The sequence below is a fragment of the Streptomyces sp. NPDC048566 genome, assembly GCF_043199735.1.
GTDB lineage: Bacteria > Actinomycetota > Actinomycetes > Streptomycetales > Streptomycetaceae > Streptomyces.
Map to the genome: position 1 here is coordinate 111,037 of NZ_JBICWL010000008.1, position 19,026 is coordinate 130,062.

15 protein-coding genes are annotated in these 19,026 nt (G+C 74.2%); 3 read left to right on the forward strand and 12 right to left on the reverse strand.

Annotation, left to right across the window (positions count from 1 at the left end; translation table 11 throughout):
• Positions 1-110: 110 nt before the first annotated feature.
• Complete coding sequence (locus ACGFS9_RS15830) at positions 111-1,040, reverse strand: diiron oxygenase (RefSeq protein ID WP_393253790.1); 930 nt, start codon at positions 1,038-1,040, stop codon at positions 111-113.
• A 194-nt stretch (positions 1,041-1,234) separates the two neighbouring features.
• Here ACGFS9_RS15830 and ACGFS9_RS15835 point away from each other — a divergent pair, with 194 nt between their 5' ends.
• Positions 1,235-2,134, forward strand: a complete 900-nt coding sequence (locus ACGFS9_RS15835) for an ADP-ribosylglycohydrolase family protein (RefSeq protein ID WP_393253627.1) — start codon at positions 1,235-1,237, stop codon at positions 2,132-2,134.
• Between the two features lie 412 nt (positions 2,135-2,546).
• On the opposite strand, the gene ACGFS9_RS15840 is transcribed toward ACGFS9_RS15835, so the two are convergent.
• The 6 genes from ACGFS9_RS15840 to ACGFS9_RS15865 form a co-directional block, all read right to left on the reverse strand.
• Positions 2,547-4,022: a penicillin-binding transpeptidase domain-containing protein gene (locus tag ACGFS9_RS15840; RefSeq protein WP_393253629.1), complete on the reverse strand. Its 1,476-nt coding sequence runs from the start codon at positions 4,020-4,022 to the stop codon at positions 2,547-2,549.
• Positions 4,019-5,395, reverse strand: coding sequence for an FtsW/RodA/SpoVE family cell cycle protein (locus ACGFS9_RS15845; protein ID WP_393253630.1), 1,377 nt, complete (start codon positions 5,393-5,395; stop codon positions 4,019-4,021). Before ACGFS9_RS15845 ends, ACGFS9_RS15840 begins: the two co-directional genes overlap by 4 nt.
• A gap of 136 nt (positions 5,396-5,531) precedes the next feature.
• Positions 5,532-5,990 carry an SH3 domain-containing protein gene (locus ACGFS9_RS15850; RefSeq protein WP_393253632.1) on the reverse strand — a complete coding sequence of 153 codons (459 nt, stop codon included), beginning with the start codon at positions 5,988-5,990 and terminating at the stop codon, positions 5,532-5,534.
• 70 nt (positions 5,991-6,060) lie between these two features.
• Positions 6,061-7,440 (reverse strand): ATP-binding protein, encoded by a 1,380-nt coding sequence (locus ACGFS9_RS15855; protein ID WP_393253633.1) that lies wholly within the window; start codon positions 7,438-7,440, stop codon positions 6,061-6,063.
• Positions 7,353-8,189 carry a hypothetical protein gene (locus ACGFS9_RS15860; protein ID WP_393253635.1) on the reverse strand — a complete coding sequence of 279 codons (837 nt, stop codon included), beginning with the start codon at positions 8,187-8,189 and terminating at the stop codon, positions 7,353-7,355. Before ACGFS9_RS15860 ends, ACGFS9_RS15855 begins: the two co-directional genes overlap by 88 nt.
• A gap of 287 nt (positions 8,190-8,476) precedes the next feature.
• Positions 8,477-8,983 (reverse strand): dual specificity protein phosphatase family protein, encoded by a 507-nt coding sequence (locus ACGFS9_RS15865; protein WP_393253637.1) that lies wholly within the window; start codon positions 8,981-8,983, stop codon positions 8,477-8,479.
• A gap of 98 nt (positions 8,984-9,081) precedes the next feature.
• Between ACGFS9_RS15865 and ACGFS9_RS15870 the strand changes: the two genes are divergently transcribed.
• The gene (locus tag ACGFS9_RS15870) at positions 9,082-9,885 is read left to right on the forward strand and encodes a nuclease-related domain-containing protein (protein ID WP_393253639.1); all 804 of its coding nucleotides are present in this window, start codon (positions 9,082-9,084) and stop codon (positions 9,883-9,885) included.
• Between the two features lie 42 nt (positions 9,886-9,927).
• Here ACGFS9_RS15870 and ligD read toward each other — a convergent pair whose 3' ends face one another.
• Complete coding sequence (gene ligD / locus ACGFS9_RS15875) at positions 9,928-10,809, reverse strand: non-homologous end-joining DNA ligase (RefSeq protein WP_393253641.1); 882 nt, start codon at positions 10,807-10,809, stop codon at positions 9,928-9,930.
• Positions 10,810-10,871: 62 nt separating this feature from the next.
• Here ligD and ACGFS9_RS15880 point away from each other — a divergent pair, with 62 nt between their 5' ends.
• Positions 10,872-12,290 carry a Ku protein gene (locus ACGFS9_RS15880; protein WP_393253643.1) on the forward strand — a complete coding sequence of 473 codons (1,419 nt, stop codon included), beginning with the start codon at positions 10,872-10,874 and terminating at the stop codon, positions 12,288-12,290.
• A 395-nt stretch (positions 12,291-12,685) separates the two neighbouring features.
• Here ACGFS9_RS15880 and ACGFS9_RS15885 read toward each other — a convergent pair whose 3' ends face one another.
• The 4 genes from ACGFS9_RS15885 to ACGFS9_RS15900 form a co-directional block, all read right to left on the reverse strand.
• On the reverse strand, positions 12,686-14,449 hold the full coding sequence (locus tag ACGFS9_RS15885; RefSeq protein WP_393253645.1) for a beta-ketoacyl-[acyl-carrier-protein] synthase family protein: 1,764 nt from the start codon (positions 14,447-14,449) through the stop codon (positions 12,686-12,688).
• A 743-nt stretch (positions 14,450-15,192) separates the two neighbouring features.
• On the reverse strand, positions 15,193-16,026 hold the full coding sequence (locus ACGFS9_RS15890) for a transferase (RefSeq protein ID WP_393253647.1): 834 nt from the start codon (positions 16,024-16,026) through the stop codon (positions 15,193-15,195).
• 2 nt (positions 16,027-16,028) lie between these two features.
• Positions 16,029-17,330 (reverse strand): glycosyltransferase family 4 protein, encoded by a 1,302-nt coding sequence (locus tag ACGFS9_RS15895; protein ID WP_393253648.1) that lies wholly within the window; start codon positions 17,328-17,330, stop codon positions 16,029-16,031.
• 530 nt (positions 17,331-17,860) lie between these two features.
• Positions 17,861-18,898, reverse strand: coding sequence for a DUF6215 domain-containing protein (locus ACGFS9_RS15900; RefSeq protein WP_393253649.1), 1,038 nt, complete (start codon positions 18,896-18,898; stop codon positions 17,861-17,863).
• Positions 18,899-19,026 lie beyond the last annotated feature (128 nt).

Genomic DNA, 19,026 nt, shown 5'->3' on the forward strand with positions numbered 1-19,026 from the left:
TGGGCAATCTGCCCTTCACTCTGGGACAAGCCCTGGAAACGGGGTCTAATACCGGATAACACTCCCTCCCGCAGGGGCGGCCGGCGGACCGCTCCCCGCGTCGAGCCGGCTCAGGCCAGCAGGCCGGAGGACTTCCACAGCCGGCGGCCGGCCCCGCGCAGCACCCCGATGTCGTCGAGGAAGTCCGTCAGCCGCTTCGCGCCGGTCTGCATCACCTCGCGCCGGTGCCCGCTCGCCTTGACCTGGGCCATCGCCTCGCGCTTGTCGAGGCCGACGTTCGTGTACACCTCCGGGTTGACGAAGGCCACCGAGAAGACCCGGGCGAACTCGCCGGAGGTGAGCCGGGTGAACTCCTGGGACCAGCGCGGCGCGGTGATCATCTGCCGCCGCAGCTCCTCGCGGGCGTAGCGGACGTGCCGCGCCTCCTCCACGACGTGGATGCGGGTGACGCCCCGGACCAGGGGCTGCACCCGCTCGTCGGGGAAGGTGAGCCGCTGCATCCAGTCGAGGATCTCCTCGCCGAGCAGGGTCGCGGTGAACGAACCGGGCGTGGTCGAGATGGTCTTGAACAGCCGCCCCAGGTTGAGGTGGGCCCGGCTCACCGGGTAGTGCGGGGTCCCGCCGCGGCTGATGAGCCGGGCGAACATCTTCGAGTGGCGGCACTCGTCCTCGATCTCGGTGAGCGCGTAGCGCACGTGCGCGCTCGTCGCCGCCTTGTCGTAGATGTGCCGTACCAGCAGCTGCATGAGGATGAGTTCGAACCAGATGCCGAGCGAGGCCAGTGCCGCCGCCTCGTGCTGCGACAGCGCGATGCGCTGCTCCTCGCTCATCCGGTGCCACAGCGGGGTGTCGTACAGCGACACCAGCTCCGGCGGCCAGAACCACTTGCCCTCCTCGAAGGGCGCGTCCCAGTCGAGCTCCTTGTCCGGGTCGAAGGAGTGCTTGGCGGACGAGTCGAGGAGCCGCTCGGCCACCTGCTCCCGGTCCTTGAGCAGGCCGAGGGCGTCTCGGAGCACCTCGGCTTCGGTCACCGTCGTCATGACTGTATCCACCTCGTCGTGCGGGATCTTCGGGTTACCGGCGGTCACAACTTATGAGACTGCTTGTCAGCAAGCTCGTCAATCCCCTGGGCGGCACCAGTTGGCGCAGGCGGCGGCCCGGTCGCGCGACACGCGCCCCCGGCCGGAGGCAAACCCCTTCGCGACCGCACCGGGGCCCCGGCATCATCACCCCCATGAAGCCTCCGCTCCCCGCCGACCGACCGGCGGCCCGCCGCAGCCTCGACGGCCTCGCGCTCGGCGACGCCTTCGGCGAGCGCTGGTTCCCCCTCTTCCGCGACCGGCTCCGGGCCGACGAGGAGATCCGCTCCCGGCGCACTCCACCGGAGGACACCTGGCACTGGACCGACGACACCGCGATGGCCCTCGGCGTCCTGCGGGTCCTCGACCGGCACGGCGAGATCCGGCGGACGGACCTCGCCCTGGCCTTCGCCCGCGGCCACGAGGCCGACCCCGCCCGCGGCTACGGATACGGCATGCAGGAACTGCTGCCCCGGCTGCTCGTGGAGCCGCACCGCTGGCGGGAGCTGGCGCGCGCCCTGTTCGACGGGGAGGGCAGCCTGGGCAACGGCGCGGCCATGCGGGTCGCCCCGCTGGGCGCCTGGTTCGGGGCGAGCCTGCCCGCGGTCGCCGAACAGGCCGTCCGCTCCGCCGAGGTGACGCACGCCCACCCGGAGGGCGTGGCGGGCGCGATCGCGGTCGCCACGGCCGCCGCGCTGTCCGCCCGCGGCGGGCTCGACCTCGCCGCCGTCGCCGCCGCGACGCCGCCGGGCGCCACGCGGGACGGAGTTCGGGAGCCGGCTGGCCTGCCCTTCGCCACCCCGCCCCGGCAGGCCGCTGACCGGCTCGGCAACGGCCGGCGCATCCGCGCCGACGACACGGTCCCCTTCGCCCTGTGGTGCGCCGCCCGCTACCCGACCGACCTGACCGAGGCGCTGTGGAGCACGGCCGAGGGCTTCGGTGACGTCGACACCACCTGCGCGATCACCGGCGGCGTCGTCGGCGCCCGCACCGGGGTCACGGGCGTCAGCACCGAGTGGCTGCGCCGCCGCGAACTCGTGCCGCGCGGCGTCTGACGACACGGGCCGCACGGCGCGGCGCCTCACCGGTCCACATGCTGCGGCCCCTCACCGGGTCACCGCCCGGAACCCCGGCCCCCTCGACCGGCGGTCGCGCCCCCGTCCGGCCCCCGGCCCCAGCCTCCGGTATCTGGCCCCGGGCCTCCCGGCCGCCGGCCCCCGGGTCTCCGGCCCTCCGGGTCTCGGGGCCCCGGCTTCCGGGCCTTCGGCTTCCGGGCCTTCGGCCCCCGGGTCTCCGGGCTTTCGGGTCTCGGGGCCCCGGCTTCCGGGCCTTCGGCCCCCGGCTTCCGGGCTCCCCGGGCCTTCGGCTTCTGGGCCTTCGGCCCTCCGGGTTCCCCGGGCCTCCGGCCCCTCGCGGTCCGGGGAACCGCGGTCCGGATCCGGGTCCGGGGCCTCGGACCCGGGAGGGTCACCTGCCTCCGCGGTCGCGGGTGTCCAGCACCGCTTCCATCACCGACCGTGCGATCGGGCCGGCGAAGCCCCCGCCGCTGATGTCCCCGCGGTTCGCCGCCGCGTCCTCGACCACGACCGCCACGGCCACCGCCGGCTGCATCGAGTCGTCGGGCCGGGCCCAGGAGATGAACCACGCGTAGGGGGTGCCCGCGTTGCCCAGGCCGTGCTGAGCGGTGCCCGTCTTGCCGCCGACCGTGGCTCCCGGGATGGCGGCGCCCTGGCCCGTGCCGCGCTCCACCACGTCGGTCATCAGTTCGCGCATCCGCTGCGCCGTCGACGCGCTCATCGCCTGGTGCAGGGTCCGCGGGCCCGTCGTGGACAGGGTTCCGCCGCCGCGCCGGGTCGTCCGCTCGACCAGGTAGGGCCGCCGCACGCTCCCGTCGCCCGCGACCGCCGCCGCCACCATGGCCATCTGGAGCGGGGTCGCCCGGGTGTCGAACTGGCCGATCGACGACAGCGCCAACTGTGCCTTGTCCAGCCGCAGATCGAAGTTGCTCGGCGCCACCGCGAAGGGGATGCGCAGCTTGCGGTCGTTGAAGCCGAAGGCCGCCGCCGTACGGGTCATGGTGTCGAGCCCGACCTGCACGCCCAGTTTCGCGAACACCGTGTTGCACGACCAGGTGAACGCGTAGCGCAGCGAGGCGTCCTCGCAGCCCTCGATCTCGTTCGTGAGCCGCGTCGTCGTGCCCGGCAGCCGGTAGGGGTCCGGCGACCGGCTCGGCTCGTCCACGTCGTCCACCACCCCGGCGTCCAGCGCCGCCGCCGCGGTCACGACCTTGAACGTGGACCCCGGCGGATACGTCTGGCGGATCGCCCGGTTGAGCATCGGCTGGTCTGGCGCGCCGTTGAGCCGGGACCACGCCCGCGTGACCGACGGTCCCGTCCCGGACAGCACCCCGGGGTCGTAGGACGGGGTGGAGACCAGGGCCAGGACGCGGCCGGTGGACGGCTCGACGGCGGCGACCGCTCCGCGGCGCGCGCCGAGCCCCTCGAACGCCGCCCGCTGAGCCGCCCCGTTCAGCGTGGTGACCACGCTGCCGCCGGGGTTCCGCGCCCGGGTGAAGTCGTTCCACAGGGGGAGCGGCGCGAGCATCGGGTCGGCCCCCGACAGCACCCCGTCCTCGGTGCCCTCCAGCAGCGTCGTCCCGTACACCTGCGAGGAGAAGCCGGTCACCGGCGCGTACAACGGGCCGTCCCGGTAGGTGCGTTCGAAGCGGTACTGCTCGCCGGTGTCCCGGGAGCCGGTGACCGCCCGGCCGTCGACGACGATGTCGCCGCGCGGCTGGCCGTAACGGGCGATGGCCGGGCGGCGGTTGCCCGGGCTGGCGTCCAGGGAGGGTGCCTGGACCAGCTGCACCCGGGCGGCGTTGACCAGCAGCGCCACCAGCAGCACGGCGCACAGCCCGATGGCCCGCCGGATGTACTTCGTCACGGTGTCTCCGTCCCGTCGGGGCCGCCGCGCGCGCTGTCGCTGACCCGGATCAGCAGCGCGACGATGATCCAGTTGGTGACCACCGAGGAGCCGCCCTGCGCGAGGAAGGGCATCGCCATGCCGGTCAGCGGGATCAGGCCCGTCACCCCGCCGGCGATGACGAAGACCTGGAGCGCCACGATCGAGGCGAGCCCGACCGCCAGCAGCCGGCCGAAGGGGTCGCGCACCCCGAGACCCGCGCGGTAGCCGCGCTCCACGAGCAGCGCGTAGAGGAGGAAGATCGCGGACAGGCCGGCCAGCCCCAGCTCCTCGCCCGCCGTCGCGAGGACGAAGTCCGACTTGGTGGCGAATCCGATCAGGATCGAGTGGCCCAGCCCCAGCCCGGTGCCGAGCAGCCCGCCGGAGGCGAACGCGAACAGCGACTGGGCGAGCTGGTTGGGGCCGTCTCCCGCCGCGATGGACGCGAAGGGGTCCAGCCAGTCCGCCACCCGGCCGTGCACATGCGGCTCCAGCCGGCCCACCGCCACCGCTCCCAGGCAGGCCAGCAGCAGGCCGACCGCGATCCAGCCGGTGCGCCCGGTCGCCACGTACAGCATGATCACGAAGAGGCCGAAGAACAGCAGCGAGGTCCCGAGGTCGCGCTCCAGGATCAGGACCAGGACGCTCAGCAGCCAGATCGCCACGATCGGGCCGAGCACCCGGCCGGTGGGCAGCTGGAGCCGCCGGAACCACCGCAGCTGCCGGCCGCTGTAGGCGAGCGCGGTGCGGTTGGCGGCGAGGTATCCGGCGAAGAACACCGCGAGCAGCACCTTCGCGAACTCGCCCGGCTGGATGGAGAACCCGGCGACACGGATCCAGATGCGGGCGCCGTTCACCGCCGGGAAGAAGACCGGCAGCACGAGCAGGGCGAGGGCGCTGACCACCGAGACGTAGGTGTAGCGCCGCAGGACGCGGTGGTCGCGCAGGAAGACGACGGCCACGATGAACAAGGCGACGCCGAGCGTCGACCAGACCAGCTGGGTGGGCGCCGCCCGGTCGCCCGGGGTCTCCAGGTCGAGCCGGTAGATCAGCACCAGGCCGAGGCCGTTGAGGAGGACGCCGATCGGCAGCAGCAGCGGATCGGCGTCGGGCGCCCGGACCCGTACCGCCACGTGCGCGAGGAGCGCGAGCACACCGAGCCCGGCGCCGTATCCGGCGGCGCCGGGCGGGACGGTGCCGTTCCTGGCGAGCCCGACCGCGCAGTACCCGTACACGCTGAGCAGGACGGCCAGGACGATGAGCGTGAACTCGATGCCCCGGCGCCGGGGCAGGCGAACGGCGGGAGGGGCCGGCTCCACCGCCACGGCCGTTCCGGACAATCCGGGCTGCGTCATGTCCGGAACGTAGCAAGCAGCCGACCTGATGTCCCGTTATGAACTGACAAACCGCCCTTTGCGGTGTGCCGTCGCGGCCGGGGGACACCGGCGGCCGTGACGGGCCCGGGGGCGGCGCCCGCGGGGTGGCGGGGCGTCAGCACCAGCGCGGGGCCGGGCCGATGTTGTCGATGTAGCGGGCCGCGCCCCAGGCCCAGGTGCCGTCGGTGAGGAGGTACCAGAGCGGGTTGCCGTCCACCTTCTGGCCCGGGGTCTTGCAGTAGATCGAGACGATCTCGCCCTGGCGCGCCACCCGGATCAGCCGGCCGCCGCGGTTCGGGGCGCTGCGCAGCGCGAGCCCGCCGCGGGCGGTGACCCGGCCCTTGTAGCGGCGCGCGTCCTCGCGGCCGTCGCCGCGCCCGTTCCCGTTCTCGCGGCCGTCGCCGCCGTTGTTCCACTCCCGGCCGTCGCCGCCGCCGGTGCTCCACTGGCGGCCGGCGCTGCCGGCGGCATGGCCCTCTCCGTCCGCGAGGGCGGGGGTCGCCGCGGCGAGCGCGACCATGCTGCCGGCGGCGAGGGCTACGGCGATTCGGGTGTACGGGGACCGCTGGGGCATGAGGGCTCCTCCGGAAAGCGGGCGAACCTGACTAACCGCCACATTAGGAGGCGTGATCGGCGAGCGCAGGTCACACTCCGCCATCGGAGAGCGTGTCCCGCCCCCGCCGGGTCCGGGGCGCCTCCCGCGGCAGGGTCAGCGTCGCGACCGCCCCGCCGTCCGGGGCGTTGCCGAACTCCAGGCGCGCGCCCAGCACCTCGGCCTGCCCCAGCGCGATCGTCAGCCCGAGCCCGTGCCCCCGCGCGCCGCCCTCGGTGCGGAAGCGCCGCGGCCCGTCCGCGACGAGGTAGTCGGGATAGCCCGGCCCGTGGTCCCGCACGGAGACCATCGGTCCGTCCACCGTCAGCACCACAGGCCCCGCGCCGTGCCTGTGGGCGTTCGCCACCAGGTTGCCGAGCACCCGTTCCAGCCGCCGCCGGTCCGTCTCCACCCGCGCCGCGCGCACCACCCGGACCTCCGTGCCGGTGCCCGACGCCCGCACCACCCGCTCGGCCAGCGCGACCAACGGCTCCGCGTCCAGCTCCAGACGCTCCCGGCCGGCGTCCAGGCGGGAGATCTCCAGCAGGTCCTCGGTGAGGGTGCGCAGCGCCGCGACCCGGTCGCGCACCAGCTCCGTCGGCCGGCCCGGCGGCAGCAGCTCGGCCGCCGCGTGCAGCCCGGTCAGCGGCGTCCGCAACTCGTGCGCCACGTCCGCCGTGAACCGCTGCTCGCTCAGCAGCCTGCGCTGCAATGACGACGCCATCCCGTCCAGCGCCCCGGCCACCGCCGCCACCTCGTCCTGCGCCCGCCGCGGATTCCGCGCCCGCCGGTCGTCCACCCGGGCGTCCAGGTCGCCGGCGCTGATCCGGCGCGCCACCCGGGCCGTGGCGTGCAGCCGGCGCGTCACCCGGGTCACCGCGAAGGCGCCGACCAGCAGCGTCGCGCCGATCGCGAGCGCCGACGACCAGACGATCGCCCGGTCCAGGGCCTCGATGGTGTGCGCGCCCTGCGCGTAGTCGTACCGCACGGCCAGGGCCCGGCCCCCGTCGGCGGGCCCGGCCGCCCACATGGTCGGTTCGGGGTCGTGATCGCCGACCATCGAGCCGCGGTCGCCCGCCACCGCCAGGTCGCGCAGCCGCTCCGGCAGCCCGGGAGGATCGACGCCCGCACCCGGCGGCAGCCGGTCGCCCGCCTCGTACGCGGCCGTGACGTCGGTGAGCCGGTCGAGCGCCCGCCCGCGCGCCTCGCCGACGGTCTGGTCGGTGACCGAGACGTGCACGAGAACGCCGAGCAGGGCGGCCAGCCCGCAGCACATCACCGCGATGAACGCCGTCGCCTTCCAGGTCAGCGTGGCGGTCCAGCCGGGCAGCCGCGGCCGGGGGCTCACCCGGTGCCCGGTGACGTCGCCGGGGCAGGGGGCGTGGGCGGTGCGGCGGCCGGGGAGGCCGGCCGTGCGGGGGCGGAGGACCACGCCGGGGAGGGAAGCGCCGACGGGGGCACGGTCCGGGAGGCGCGGGGGGACGGCGGGCGCACCCGCAGGATCTCGTCCCGGGTCGCGAGCATCGCGTTCTGGTGCCCGTCCCAGGACCACACGGTGCGGAACTCGTAGCCCGGCAGGGTCGACGGCGACCGGATGATCACGTCCCGGCCGGCCAGCTCCACGCTGATCACGCTGTCCGTGGTGCTCATGACGTCCACCAGGTCGTGGTGCAGGAACGTGTAGACGCGGACGGCGAGCTGGTTCCTCGGGAAGCGGATGCCGAGGATGAGATCGTCCCGGCCGTCCCCGGTCAGGTCGCGGTGGTACGCCTGGAGGATCGGGCACGTCCCGGCCCGCGTCCCGCCGGCCTCGCAGTACGAGAGCTGCCGCGCGACCTCCGCGTACGGGGCGTCCGGCCCCCTGTACCGGTCGGGGTGCGCGGCGATCTCGGCGCGCACCACGGCGAGCGGGTCGACGCGGTGGATGTCGTCGCCGGGCGCCGTGACGCCCCGCACGGTCTCGGTGTCCGCCTCGCCGTAGTCGATCGCGGGAGTGGAGGCGGGCGGAAGCCGCGGCCACAGCCGGGTCGGGCCCACCGCGGTCGGCGTCGCTCCCGCGCCGCGCGGTTCGCCGGAGTCCCCGCAGCCCGCCGCCGCGGCGGCCAGCGCCACGGCCGCGGCGGCGCCGAGAAGGGTGCGCACCGGCCCGGAGGCCCGCCGCGCGGGGCTGCTGTGGATCACTGCGCTCCTGACCGGAACGGCTCGGGAGGACGGGAGGGCCGGTCGCCCCCGTCACCCTACGCATCATCCACGGAGATGTCCTTTTAGTCGTGAATGTCGCTTCCCGTACGGGCGTCCCACCCGCGCACGTCCGGCACGCGGGACGCAAACCCCGGCAGGGGGCGCGCACGTCCGGCGCCCCGCCGGGCCGCGTCGGCCCACGGCCGCCGCTCCGGGGCGTCCGCGCCGCGCTCCCACCCCGTCGCCCGCCCGGCCGCTCCGTCGGCGGGCCGTTCGCCGCGGCGCCCTCACTCCGCGAGTTCCTCCAGCAGCCGCGCCGTGGCCAGTCCGGCCCGCAGGTACTCCACGAACAGCTGATTGTGCAGCGCCCACGGCGAGCGCCGGCTCCTGATCAGCCGGATCGCGTCGTCGGCCGAGTACCCGGCGAGGACGAGCGCGTGCGCCACGACCAGACCCGACCGGTTGTACCCGTGGTAGCAGCGGACCAGCACCCGCCTGCCGTCCTCCAGCGCGTCGTCCGCCGCCCGCGCGAGCCGCATGACCCCGGTGAGCTGGGTCCCGTCCAGCGGCCCGTCCGGGATCGCCCACACGTGGTGCTCGACCCCCCGGTCGGGTCCGTGCCCCGGCAGCCGCAGCAGCGACAGGACCAGATCGAACTCGTCCCCGACCACGGCGGCCTCGACCCGGCCGGACGCTCCCGCGAACCGGTGCCCGCCCATCCACAGGCCCGGCACGATCTCGCTCCACGGGCTGCCCGGAGCCGGAACGTCCGGCTGCTTCCTGCGACCCCGCAACGGCGCCTCCCGCTCAACTCCCCCAACTCCCCTCAAAGGTAACCGGGTTCTTGCCCCTGGAGCACCCCGCCTGTTCCCATGGACGGGGGTGATGCGGCATGACCGGACTGCGCGTCGTACCGGCCGGGCGCCCCGGCCGGGAGCGCCTCTACGTGTGCCAGAGGGACGGACGGAACCTCGCCTGGTACGACCGCGAGGCCGCCCGGGTCAACCTGCTCGGCGAGGACCGGCGCGACGAGGTCCTGCGCGCGCTGGAGCCCTTCCTGACCGGGCCCGTGACCGTCGGCCCGCCGCCCGTCCCGACCGCGGCCGAACTGGCCCGTCTCGCCCTCCATCCCGACGACGACCTCGCGCCGAACCGTCCCGGCGAGGCCCTCCTGGTCGACCTGGACCGCGCCCCGGGACCCGCCCGCCGGCTGCGCCCGGACCCGCGCCGCCGGGCACTGGCCGCCGAACAGGCCGTCGGCGCGGCGCTGGACGCGCTGGCGGGAGGCGGCTGGCACACCCTGCACTCGATCCCGCTGCCGGGCGGCGACCGCCTGCACCACCTGGCCGTCGGCCCGGCGGGAATCCTCTGCGTCCGCAGCCTGCCCGCCCGCGGGCAGCGCGTCCTGGTCGCCGACCCGATGGTGACCGTCGGCCGCCGGGAGCCGCACCCGCTGCTGCACCGGTTGCGGGCCGACGCCGACCGCGCCTCGCACGCCCTGACTGCCGAGGTGCACGCCGTCCTCGCGGTCGTCGACGCGGCCCGCTGCGACGTCCTCGCCCCGCCCCGCGAGGTCCGTGTCCTGCGCGACACCGACCTCGACGCACTCGGCCGGCCGGGCGGCGTCCTCAAGCCCGCCGACGTGGAAGCCCTCCACGCGCTCGCCCGCGACCGGCACACGTGGCTGCGGCTGTGAGATGAGGGGGCGAGGAGGGGAGGGGAGGGGAGGGGAGGCGGGTCAGGGCAGCGGGCGCGCCCGCTCGGGGTCGAGCAGCGGGGCCAGCAGGTCGCCGAACCCGGCCACCCGCGCCGCGATGTCCGGTGCCTCGAACGACAGCGCCGCCGGGCTCCCGCACCCCTCGACCTCGTCCCACGTCACCGGCGCGGACACCGTCGGTCGGGGCCGGGCGCGGAGTGTGTAGGGGGTGGCCGTCGTCTTCCGGCCCGCGTTCTGGCTCCAGTCGACGAACACCTTGCCGGGCCGCAGGCTCTTCGCCATCCGGTGCACCACCTGCCGCGGCAGCGCCTGCTCCGCCTCCACCGCCAGGGCCTTCGCGTAGTCGCTGACCTCGTCGGACGGCGTGGGCACGACCGCCGCCAGCAGATGCAACCCCTTCGATCCCGACGACTTGGCGTACGCCTCGATCCCGTCCGCGGCCAGCCGCTCCCGCAGCCACAGGGCCACCGCGCAGCACTCGACCACCGTCGCCGGCGCCCCGGGATCGAGGTCGAACACGATCCGGTCGGCGACACCGGGCGAACCGATCGTCCACTGCGGCGTGTGGAACTCGGTCACGAGGTTCGCCGCCCACATCAGCGAGGCCAGATCCTGGAGGAGGACCATCCGCGCGGGCCCTTCGGTGCGCGGCACCTCGGCCGTCCTGACCCAGCCGGGCGTACCGGGCGGAACGTTCTTGGTGAAGAAGACCTGCCCGTCCGGACCGTCCGGATACCGCAGGAACGAGACGGGCCGGTCGCGCAGATGGGGCAGGAGCACGTCCGCCACCGTCGCGTAGTAGTGCAGCACCTCGCCCTTGGTGAAGCCGGTGCCCGGATACAGCACCTTCTCCAGGTTGCTCAGGGCGAGCTTCCGCCCCTCCACCTCCGTGATCGGCGTCATACCATGAGAATCCCACGAAAAAGGTATGCCAACGGGACGAAGTGATCGGAAGGGTGCCGCACGTGCGATCCATATGGAACGGAGCCGTCGCCTTCGGCCTGGTCAGCATCCCCGTCAAGCTCATGAACGCCACCGAGAGCCATGCGATCTCCTTCCGCCAGATCCACCTCGACGACGGGGGCCGCATCCGCTACCGCAAGGTCTGCGAGCTGGAGGACGCGGAGGTCGCGACCGCCGAGATCGGCAAGGCGTACGAGGAGGCCGACGGCACCCTCATCCCGATCACGGACGAGGACCTGGCCTCGCTGCCGCTGCCGACCGCCCGCACGATCGAGATCGTGGCGTTCGTGGCGGCCGACCGGATCGACCCGCTCCAGATGGGCACGGCGTACTACCTCTCCGCCAACGGAGCCCCGGCCACCAAGCCGTACGTCCTGCTCCGCGAGGCACTCAAACGAAGCAACAAGGTGGCGGTGGCGAAGTTCGCGCTGCGCGGCCGGGAGCGGCTGGGCATGCTGCGCGTCGTCGACGACGTGATCGCGATGCACGGCCTGCTGTGGCCGGACGAGATCCGCGCGACCGACGACGTCGCCCACGACGACGGCGTCACCGTCCGCGACAAGGAACTCGACCTGGCCGACGCCCTGATGGACACGCTCGGCGAGGTCGATCTCGCCGACCTGCACGACGACTACCGCGAGGCCGTCGAGGAACTCATCACCGCGAAGGCCGAGGGCCACGAGGCCCCGGCCGCCCCCGCCGAGGACGGCGGCGGCAAGGTCCTGGACCTGATGGCGGCGTTGGAGAAGAGCGTGAGCGCCGCCAGGGAGTCCCGGGGGAAGGGCGGGCGCGCGGGCGAGGAGGGCCACGGCGGCGAGGACGCCGAGGTCCACCCGCTGCCGGCCGGCGGGAAGGCGGGCGGGAAGCCGCGGAAACCGGCCCGCGGATCGGCGTCCGACCAGGCCGGTCGCCGGAAGTCTGCGTCCACGGCCGCGGCGGACGGGGGGCCGTCGACCGGGAAGGCGCCGGCGAGGAAGGCGGCGGCGAAGCAGCCGGCGAAGAAGAGCCCGGCCCGCACGACGGCCGCCCGGTCCACGGCCGGGACGTCCGGGGCCTCCGACCGGTCGGCCGGAGCCACCACGACCTCCCCGGCGACGGGCAGGCGGACCGCCGGAAAGGGGACGGCCGCCGGAGAGAGTCCCGCCAAACGGACGACCGCCGACAAGACGGCGTCCGCGAGGAAGACGTCCGCGAAGGCCCCGTCCGCCAGGAAGACGACGTCCGCGAAGACGACATCCACGAAGAAGACGACATCCACGAAGAAGACGACGTCCGCGAAGAAGACGACGTCCGCGAAGAAGACGGCGACGCGGACGTCCGGGACGAAGACCGGCGCCACGAGGTCGGCGAAGTCGACGCAGGCGACGGCGAAGAAGACGTCGGCCAAGAAGCCGGCGGCGCGGAAGTGGGCGTCGGCGTAGGTACTCCGGCGGAGTCCGCGACGCGCGCTTGAGGGCGGCGGAACGCGGAGCGGCCGGGGGAGACGGCGGGAGTGCCCGGGGGAGAGGACGGGGAGCACCCGGGGAGAAGACCGACGCGCCCGAGGGAGAGGACCGGCGGCCGGCGGGTGGGCGGGGCCGAACCGAGAGAGGGCGGGCGCGCCGCGGGTGGAACCCGGCAACCGGGCCCCGCCCAGGGCTAGCCGCCGGTGCCCTCCCCACGCGCGACCGGCCGTCTTCCCCCCCCGGCGGCTCGGCGGCTCGGCGCCTTGGCGACTGGACGGGCACCACCTCTCGCAGCGCGAGGTGGCGCCCGTCCGGCGGCTCGGCCGCCCGGCTCCCCGCGCGATCGCCTCCGCGCGGGGAACGTGGCCTCCTCAGGCCGTGCGGCGCAGGGCGAGCACCGCGTTGTGGCCGCCGAAACCGAACGAGTTGCTCAGGGCGAGGTCGCCTCGCGAGGGAAGGGGCCGCGGCCCCTCGGTCACCACGTCCAGCCCGATCGCCTCGTCCTGCTCCCGGCAGCCGATGGTCGGCGGGATGAGCCCGTGATGCAGCGTCAGGACCGTGGCGACCGCCTCCACTCCGCCCGCCGCGCCCTGCAGATGCCCGAGGTGCCCCTTGAGCGCGGTCACCGGCACGTCCTCGCCCAGCACCGCGCGCAGCGCGGTCGCCTCGGCGAGGTCGCCCTCGGTGGTGGCGGTGGCGTGCGCGTTGACGTGGACGACGTCGACGGCGTGCCCGCCCGCGTCGCGTACGGCCCGCCGCAGCGCGAGCGCGACCCCGTCGCCGGTCGGGTCCGGCGCGGCCATGTGGTGGGCGTCGGCGGACAGACCCCAGCCGGCCGCCTCGCAGTAGATCCGCGCGCCGCGGGCCCGCGCGTGCTCCTCGGACTCCAGCAGCAGGAAGCCCGCGCCCTCGCCGTTGACGAACCCGTCGCGGTCCTTGGCGAACGGCCGGGACGGACTGACCGGCCCCGGCTCGTGCTGGGACAGCGCGCGCAGCGCGGCGAACGAGGCCATGATCGCCGGGGTGACGACCGCCTCCGCGCCACCGGCGAGCGCGACGTCGACCCGTCCGTGGCGGATGCGGTCGACGGCCTGCCCGATCGCCTCGGTCCCGGAGGCGCACGCGCTGGTCACGGTCCGCGCCTCACCCGTGATGTGCAGCGCCAGCGACACCTGGGAGGCGGCCTGCGAGGGCACGGTCATCGGCGTGGTCAAGGGAGAGACGGCGCGAGGCCCCTTGTCCCGCAGCGCGCGGTCCCCGCCGACGAGCACGGAGGCGTCCCCGAGGATGGCGCCGACGCTGACTCCGACCCGCTCGGGGTCGAGCCCGCTCTCGGTGGTCCCCGCCTCGTCGAACCCGCCGTCCCGCCATGCCTCGCGCGCGGCCAGCACCGCGAACTGGGCGGCCCGGTTCATCCGCCGGGCCTGGGGCCTCGGCAGCAGCGTGGCGGGGTCGACGGGCACGCTGCCCGCGACCCGCACCGGCAGCTCGGCGAACTCCTCGCCCGCCAGCTCCGCTATCCCGCACCGCCCGTCGAGCAGGCCCTGCCACAGCTCGCCCGCCCCGACGCCGAGCGGTGTCAGGGCGCCGACCCCGGTGACGACCACCCGCCGCGGGCCGGCGCCGTCGGAGACGGTGCGCCGCGGGCGCGGGACGTGCCGGACCACGTGGCCGGCCTCGACGTCCCGCGCGGCCAACTCCCGCAGCCCGGTGTCCGAGACCGGCTCCTCGCCGCGGTCCTCCAGGTCCCGCTGCCAGCGGCCCCAGCGCCGGGTGTACGACACCTCGACCGCGGCGGGATCGACGACGCGCAGCGAGGTGACCCGGTCGCCGTCGCGGAACTCCACGCCGTCGAGATCGGCCGAGGCGATCTCGGGGACGCGGGCCACGTCCATCCGCCGGCACGCCACGGTGACCCGGTGCCCCCGGTCGAAGACCCGGTCGTGGTCCCGGCCGCCCAGCGGCGGGCGCAGGGTCACCCGGATCGTGTGCGGCGTCTCGGGAAGCGTGTGCATCACCACGTACCACTCGTCCCGCGCCACATCGCTTTCGGACAGGGCGAGGAGATCACCCGGAACGAGTTCGGCGACGGTGACGGCGTGGGGCTGCACGGGAACGTCGGAGGAATTGCGCATGGATTCGCTGCCTTCGCTGTGGGGCTGGGGAGAATTCCCGCCACAACTGTCGACGAAAAGTCCTAATTTGCCTAGGTCTACCCCTCCCATTTGTGCGGAAGGTCACGAAAGCGGGCGCTTGCTTTCCGGTCCGCCGGAACAGCGCGGTCGAGATCCTCCATTCCGGACGGAAAAGCAGGGGAACTCGGCTCGCCGCAGGTGGGAGCCTCCTTCGTCGCCTCCGGCGTACGATCGACCCGGCATGGAATGGCTTTATAAAAAATGCCCCTGGCATATGTTGAAAGTGACGTGCGCCTCACGTTTTATGGCCCGGCCGGCGACGCGGACCACCTCACCGGACATGGGGCGATCCATAAATGATCCAGCAGTGATCTGCGACCGGCCCGGGATTGATCCGGAACCGAACCGCGAAGCTCTCCCGCCGGGCTTCTCGCCGATCGGTCACTGATCTTGATGGGCGCTCCGGGGGGGGCGACATGCGGTCGCTGGGGCGACCTGCGGATGCCGGGGCCGAGGCGCGGGTCCTGGGGGCGACGTGCGGGTCCCGGGGCCGATCGTGCAGCGGGCCGCGACTGCGAGGCCGGCGGTGCCCGACCGCGGGCCCGTCCCCGGCGACGGGCCCGCGGTCGATGCCCGTCGCCGGGGACAGGCCCGCGGTCGATGCCCGCGGCGCACGGAGCGGGGTTGCCGGACTCCGGTACGGCGCCGGCCGCCACCGCGACGGCGTTCGTACCGCGACGGCGTCAGGCGGCCCGGGACTCCGGCCGCTCCCCGGGCTCCGACACGGTTACGGAGAGGTCGTTGTCCAGCGTGTAGTACGGCCGCACCGCGCAGCCGCCGACGGTGCTGGAGGGGTACACGAAGACCTCCTTCCGGTCCGCCACGTCGTCCAGCAGCCGGCCGACCCGTACGGCCGACGCCGTGCCGGCCGGTCGTATCCACAGGTCCCAGACGCCGGCACCGGCGCCCGCCAACTCCCCGCACCCGACACGGAATCGGAAGCTCCGCCCGTCGCTCTCGACCCGGAGCCCGGCCTCCCGGGTCGTGCCGGTGCCGCGCAGACGCATCCGCACCACGGCTCCGGGGCCGAAGCAGGCTCCGTGCAGACGACCCGTGACGACGATCGTCCCGTCGCCCGGGAGCACGATCCGGTCGGTCTCGGCATGCGCGGTCCGCAGCCACGAACGGACCGACAGGTAACCGGACTTGGTGACGTACGGGACGCGCACGGCGACGGGCGAGGAACGGTCGCGGGCGCCCCCGTCGACGAGTGTCCTCAGGTCCCGCGGACCCGGCCGCAACCGCTGCGGCTCGCCGTCGGGCTCGTCGAGCAGATAGACGTCCCAACGGCCCTCGCCGAGCGCCGGCCCGTCCTCCAGGACACCCGTGAACCGGCCGTCCTCGCACGGCTCCAGGTCGAGGACGCGGGGGGCCTGCTCCACCTCCGCCTCGCCCTTCCGCGGCCGCGGTCGGAGGAGCAGGCGGGGGTGGGAGGCCGACGGTATCCGCACCCCGAAGGTGATCCGCCCCTCGGCGTCCACCGTGCACCCGGCACGGGGCTCCGGCTCGATCGACATGCTCATCCCTCTGCCCTCCGGCTCCGGTCGTTCCCCGCGCTGCTGTTCCGGTCGTGGTCGTGGTTCCCGCCGTCGTTCTTCCTGGCCGCGTAGGCGTCGCGGAGCGCGTGGCGCCGGGCCACGAGGCTCCGGCGCATCCCCGGGCGGCGCGGTTCGGCGGGGAGTCCGGCGCGCTTGGCCGCCACCACCTCGGAGAGGAACCGCTCGGCCTGCTCGACCACCGGCCCGGGCGCGAACCTCCGGGAGTTCTCCCGGGCGGCACGCCCCATCCGCAGCCGTGCGTCGTCGTCGTTGATCAGCTCCAGCAGAGCCGCGGCCAGGGCCTTCTCGTCTCCCACCGGGACCAGCCGCCCGTCCACGCCGTCGCGGACGATCTCGCCCGGACCGTGCGGGCAGTCGGTGCTCACCACGGGCAGTCCGTTGCGCATCGCTTCGACGAGGGTCATGCCGAACGCCTCGAAACTTGAGGCGCCGGCGCCGATGGACCCCTTCACCCATTCCCCTCCCATGTGGGACACCGCCCCCATGAGGAACACGTTGTTGCCGAGCCCGAGGTCGGTGACGACCTGCCGCAGCCGGGCGTGTTCCTGACCCTTGCCGTAGATACGCAACTGCCAGTCCGGTCGTTCAGCGACCACCCGGGCGAACGCCGCGATCAGCAGGTCGTACCGCTTCACCCGGACCAGCCGCCCGGCCGCGACCACCACCTTCGACGTCCCGTCGGCGGGCGGAAGTTCGGGGTCCGGAACACTGTTCGGCAGGACCTCGACGCGCACTCCCGGCAGATGCATCTTGGCCCCGTAGGAGGCCGCGTCCGCGGCGGTGACCGTGGTGAGGGCGTCGAGCCGCCGGTACGCACCGCGCAGGACCGTCCGCAACGCCGGCGCGTGACTGTCGAGCGTGAGGTGCTCCTGCCCGATCCGGACGATCCGCTCCGGCGCCTGGAGCGCGAGATGCACGTTCAGCCCCGGCCGCGTCCCCACGACCACATCCGCGTCGGCCTTCTCCAGGTACGCCTCGATCCGCTGATCGGTCAGCTCGCTGTACTGCCCGTACCGCCGCTCGGACACCGGAAACACCTGCGCGGGCCGACCGTGCAGCGGGTGGTCCTTCTCCTCCCGCAGATCGACCAGCGCCCGCAGCGACACCCGGTGGTCCAGCAGAAGGCTGGGACGCTCCCGGGTCCGCAGCACCGAGACGACCTCCACACTGTGCCGCTCCGCCAGCGCCGCGGCCAGGTTGAAGGTGGTGCTGATCGTGCCCCCTATCCCGTATGCGTTGTGGATCAAGAACGAGATCTTCATGCCGTGCTAGACGGGCGCAACCCCTCCAGGGTTGCCGTTCGATACCGATCCTTACCCTTGGCACACCTCGGGGTGTGACGTTCCGGTTGAGCGGGTCGACCGGTGCGGGGCCGGCGGAAGGGAAGCGGAGACGGACGGAGACCTCGTCCCCGGCCTCCGGCCGACCGCGGCAGACGGGTCGGGCACCGTACGCCTGGCGGGGAAGTCCGTCACGGTGAACGGACGCAGCCGGCAGGGACTCCGAAGACACACACCCGCAGGTCAGGACGCGACGGCGAGGTCGGCAGCCGATCGGTAGTCGGTCTGTGGCCGGTCGGTGGTGACCGGCACGCGACCGGCACGCGATCGGCAGGCGTCTCGGACAGCGTGCCCCCGGGGCCCCGGCCGCCGGCGCCAGCGACGTGCAGTACGGGGAGCACGGGCTCTACTGGCTGCGCGGGCAGTGCGGTCAGTCCGAGCAGTGCTGTCAGTACGGTCAGTACGCATTCGGCAGGGGGGAACGCGGAGCGACTGCCACGCGAGCGCGGACCTCAGGCGGGACGGGCCGGCCGTTCGGGAATCCTCGGAAGGACCTTCGCGGCGATGTCGAGCAGTGCGCCGTCGTCCGGCAGGGCACCGGTCGCACTCCACACGGTGATGTCGCAGTATCCGCCGCGGTCCTCATGGTCCAGAGCCACGGTCAGGGTCCGGGCCGGGGGCCCCTCCCCGACCGGCCCGCCCGATCCGCCGGACCCGAGGTCGATCTCCAGCTTCATGGTGTGATCCGAGGAGAGGACGGCGGGCCGCCCGAGCACGGTGAGCGTCCTGACGCTCGTCTCCCCTCCGAACTCCGTCAACTTCACGTACTGGGCCGTCGACAGGTCGTCGTAGGTGACGGAGACGTTGATGGTGTACGTGTCGAACGCGACCTCGGCCTCCGGCCGGGCGACCCTCCCGCCGGTCAGCGGGGCGGTGCCGTTCGAACTGGACACCGTGGTCGCCGTCTCCCCGGGAGTCCCCAGAAACCCGGCCAGGCCCGGCCGGTTGAGCGCCTCGCAGAGTTCCACGCCGGTCACGGGCTTGTCCGCGCCCCGGTAGACCCGAGGAAGCTCCTCGTGTTCCCCGTCCGCGCAGGACGCGGCCTCCGGGACGCCGCCCTGGGACGACGTGACGCGCGGTGCCAGCCACACGCTGGCCGCCAGCGCCCCGAACAGGGCCAGGGCCGCGCCCGCCTGGAGCCACGGACGGTGCTGCTTCTCCGTACGCTCCGGCACGGGCGGCGCAGCGACCCCGGCCGGCACAGGAGCCCGGGCCGTGGTCTTCCCATCGGTCGGAGCGTCGGCGCCGCCCACCAGGTCTCCGCCCACGGACCCGCCCCTGCGCGTCCGCCGGCGTGCGCGCAGCGTACGGACCACCATGTGCACCCGTAGGGCGGTGGCCACGAGGAACACCGCGCCGATGACCGCGGGCACCCGGTCGTGGTCGCGGACGGCGAGATACATGATGCGTACGCCGAAGACGGATCCGACCAGGATGAGCAGAGGCTCACGAACCCGGAACGGCAGGAGACGAAGGAGGAAACCGAGCACCCGGCGATCCCATCAGCCCAAGATCACATCCGCCGTGATGGAAGCCACAGTTCCGGGGTCACGCCGGCTGGGGCTCGGCCAGCGCCAGTCCGGATCCGGATTGCCGGTACAGCCGCCGAGACCGACTA

What these genes read in the sequence shown, in the direction of transcription:
- ACGFS9_RS15830 (WP_393253790.1), bottom strand. Translation starts at nt 1,040, where the DNA reads ATGACGACGGTGACCGAAGCCGAGGTGCTCCGAGACGCCCTCGGCCTG.
- ACGFS9_RS15835 (WP_393253627.1), top strand. Translation starts at nt 1,235, where the DNA reads ATGAAGCCTCCGCTCCCCGCCGACCGACCGGCGGCCCGCCGCAGCCTC.
- ACGFS9_RS15845 (WP_393253630.1), bottom strand. Translation starts at nt 5,395, where the DNA reads ATGACGCAGCCCGGATTGTCCGGAACGGCCGTGGCGGTGGAGCCGGCC.
- ACGFS9_RS15850 (WP_393253632.1), bottom strand. Translation starts at nt 5,990, where the DNA reads ATGCCCCAGCGGTCCCCGTACACCCGAATCGCCGTAGCCCTCGCCGCC.
- ACGFS9_RS15870 (WP_393253639.1), top strand. Translation starts at nt 9,082, where the DNA reads ATGACCGGACTGCGCGTCGTACCGGCCGGGCGCCCCGGCCGGGAGCGC.
- ligD (WP_393253641.1), bottom strand. Translation starts at nt 10,809, where the DNA reads ATGACGCCGATCACGGAGGTGGAGGGGCGGAAGCTCGCCCTGAGCAAC.
- ACGFS9_RS15885 (WP_393253645.1), bottom strand. Translation starts at nt 14,449, where the DNA reads ATGCGCAATTCCTCCGACGTTCCCGTGCAGCCCCACGCCGTCACCGTC.
- ACGFS9_RS15890 (WP_393253647.1), bottom strand. Translation starts at nt 16,026, where the DNA reads ATGTCGATCGAGCCGGAGCCCCGTGCCGGGTGCACGGTGGACGCCGAG.
- ACGFS9_RS15895 (WP_393253648.1), bottom strand. Translation starts at nt 17,330, where the DNA reads ATGAAGATCTCGTTCTTGATCCACAACGCATACGGGATAGGGGGCACG.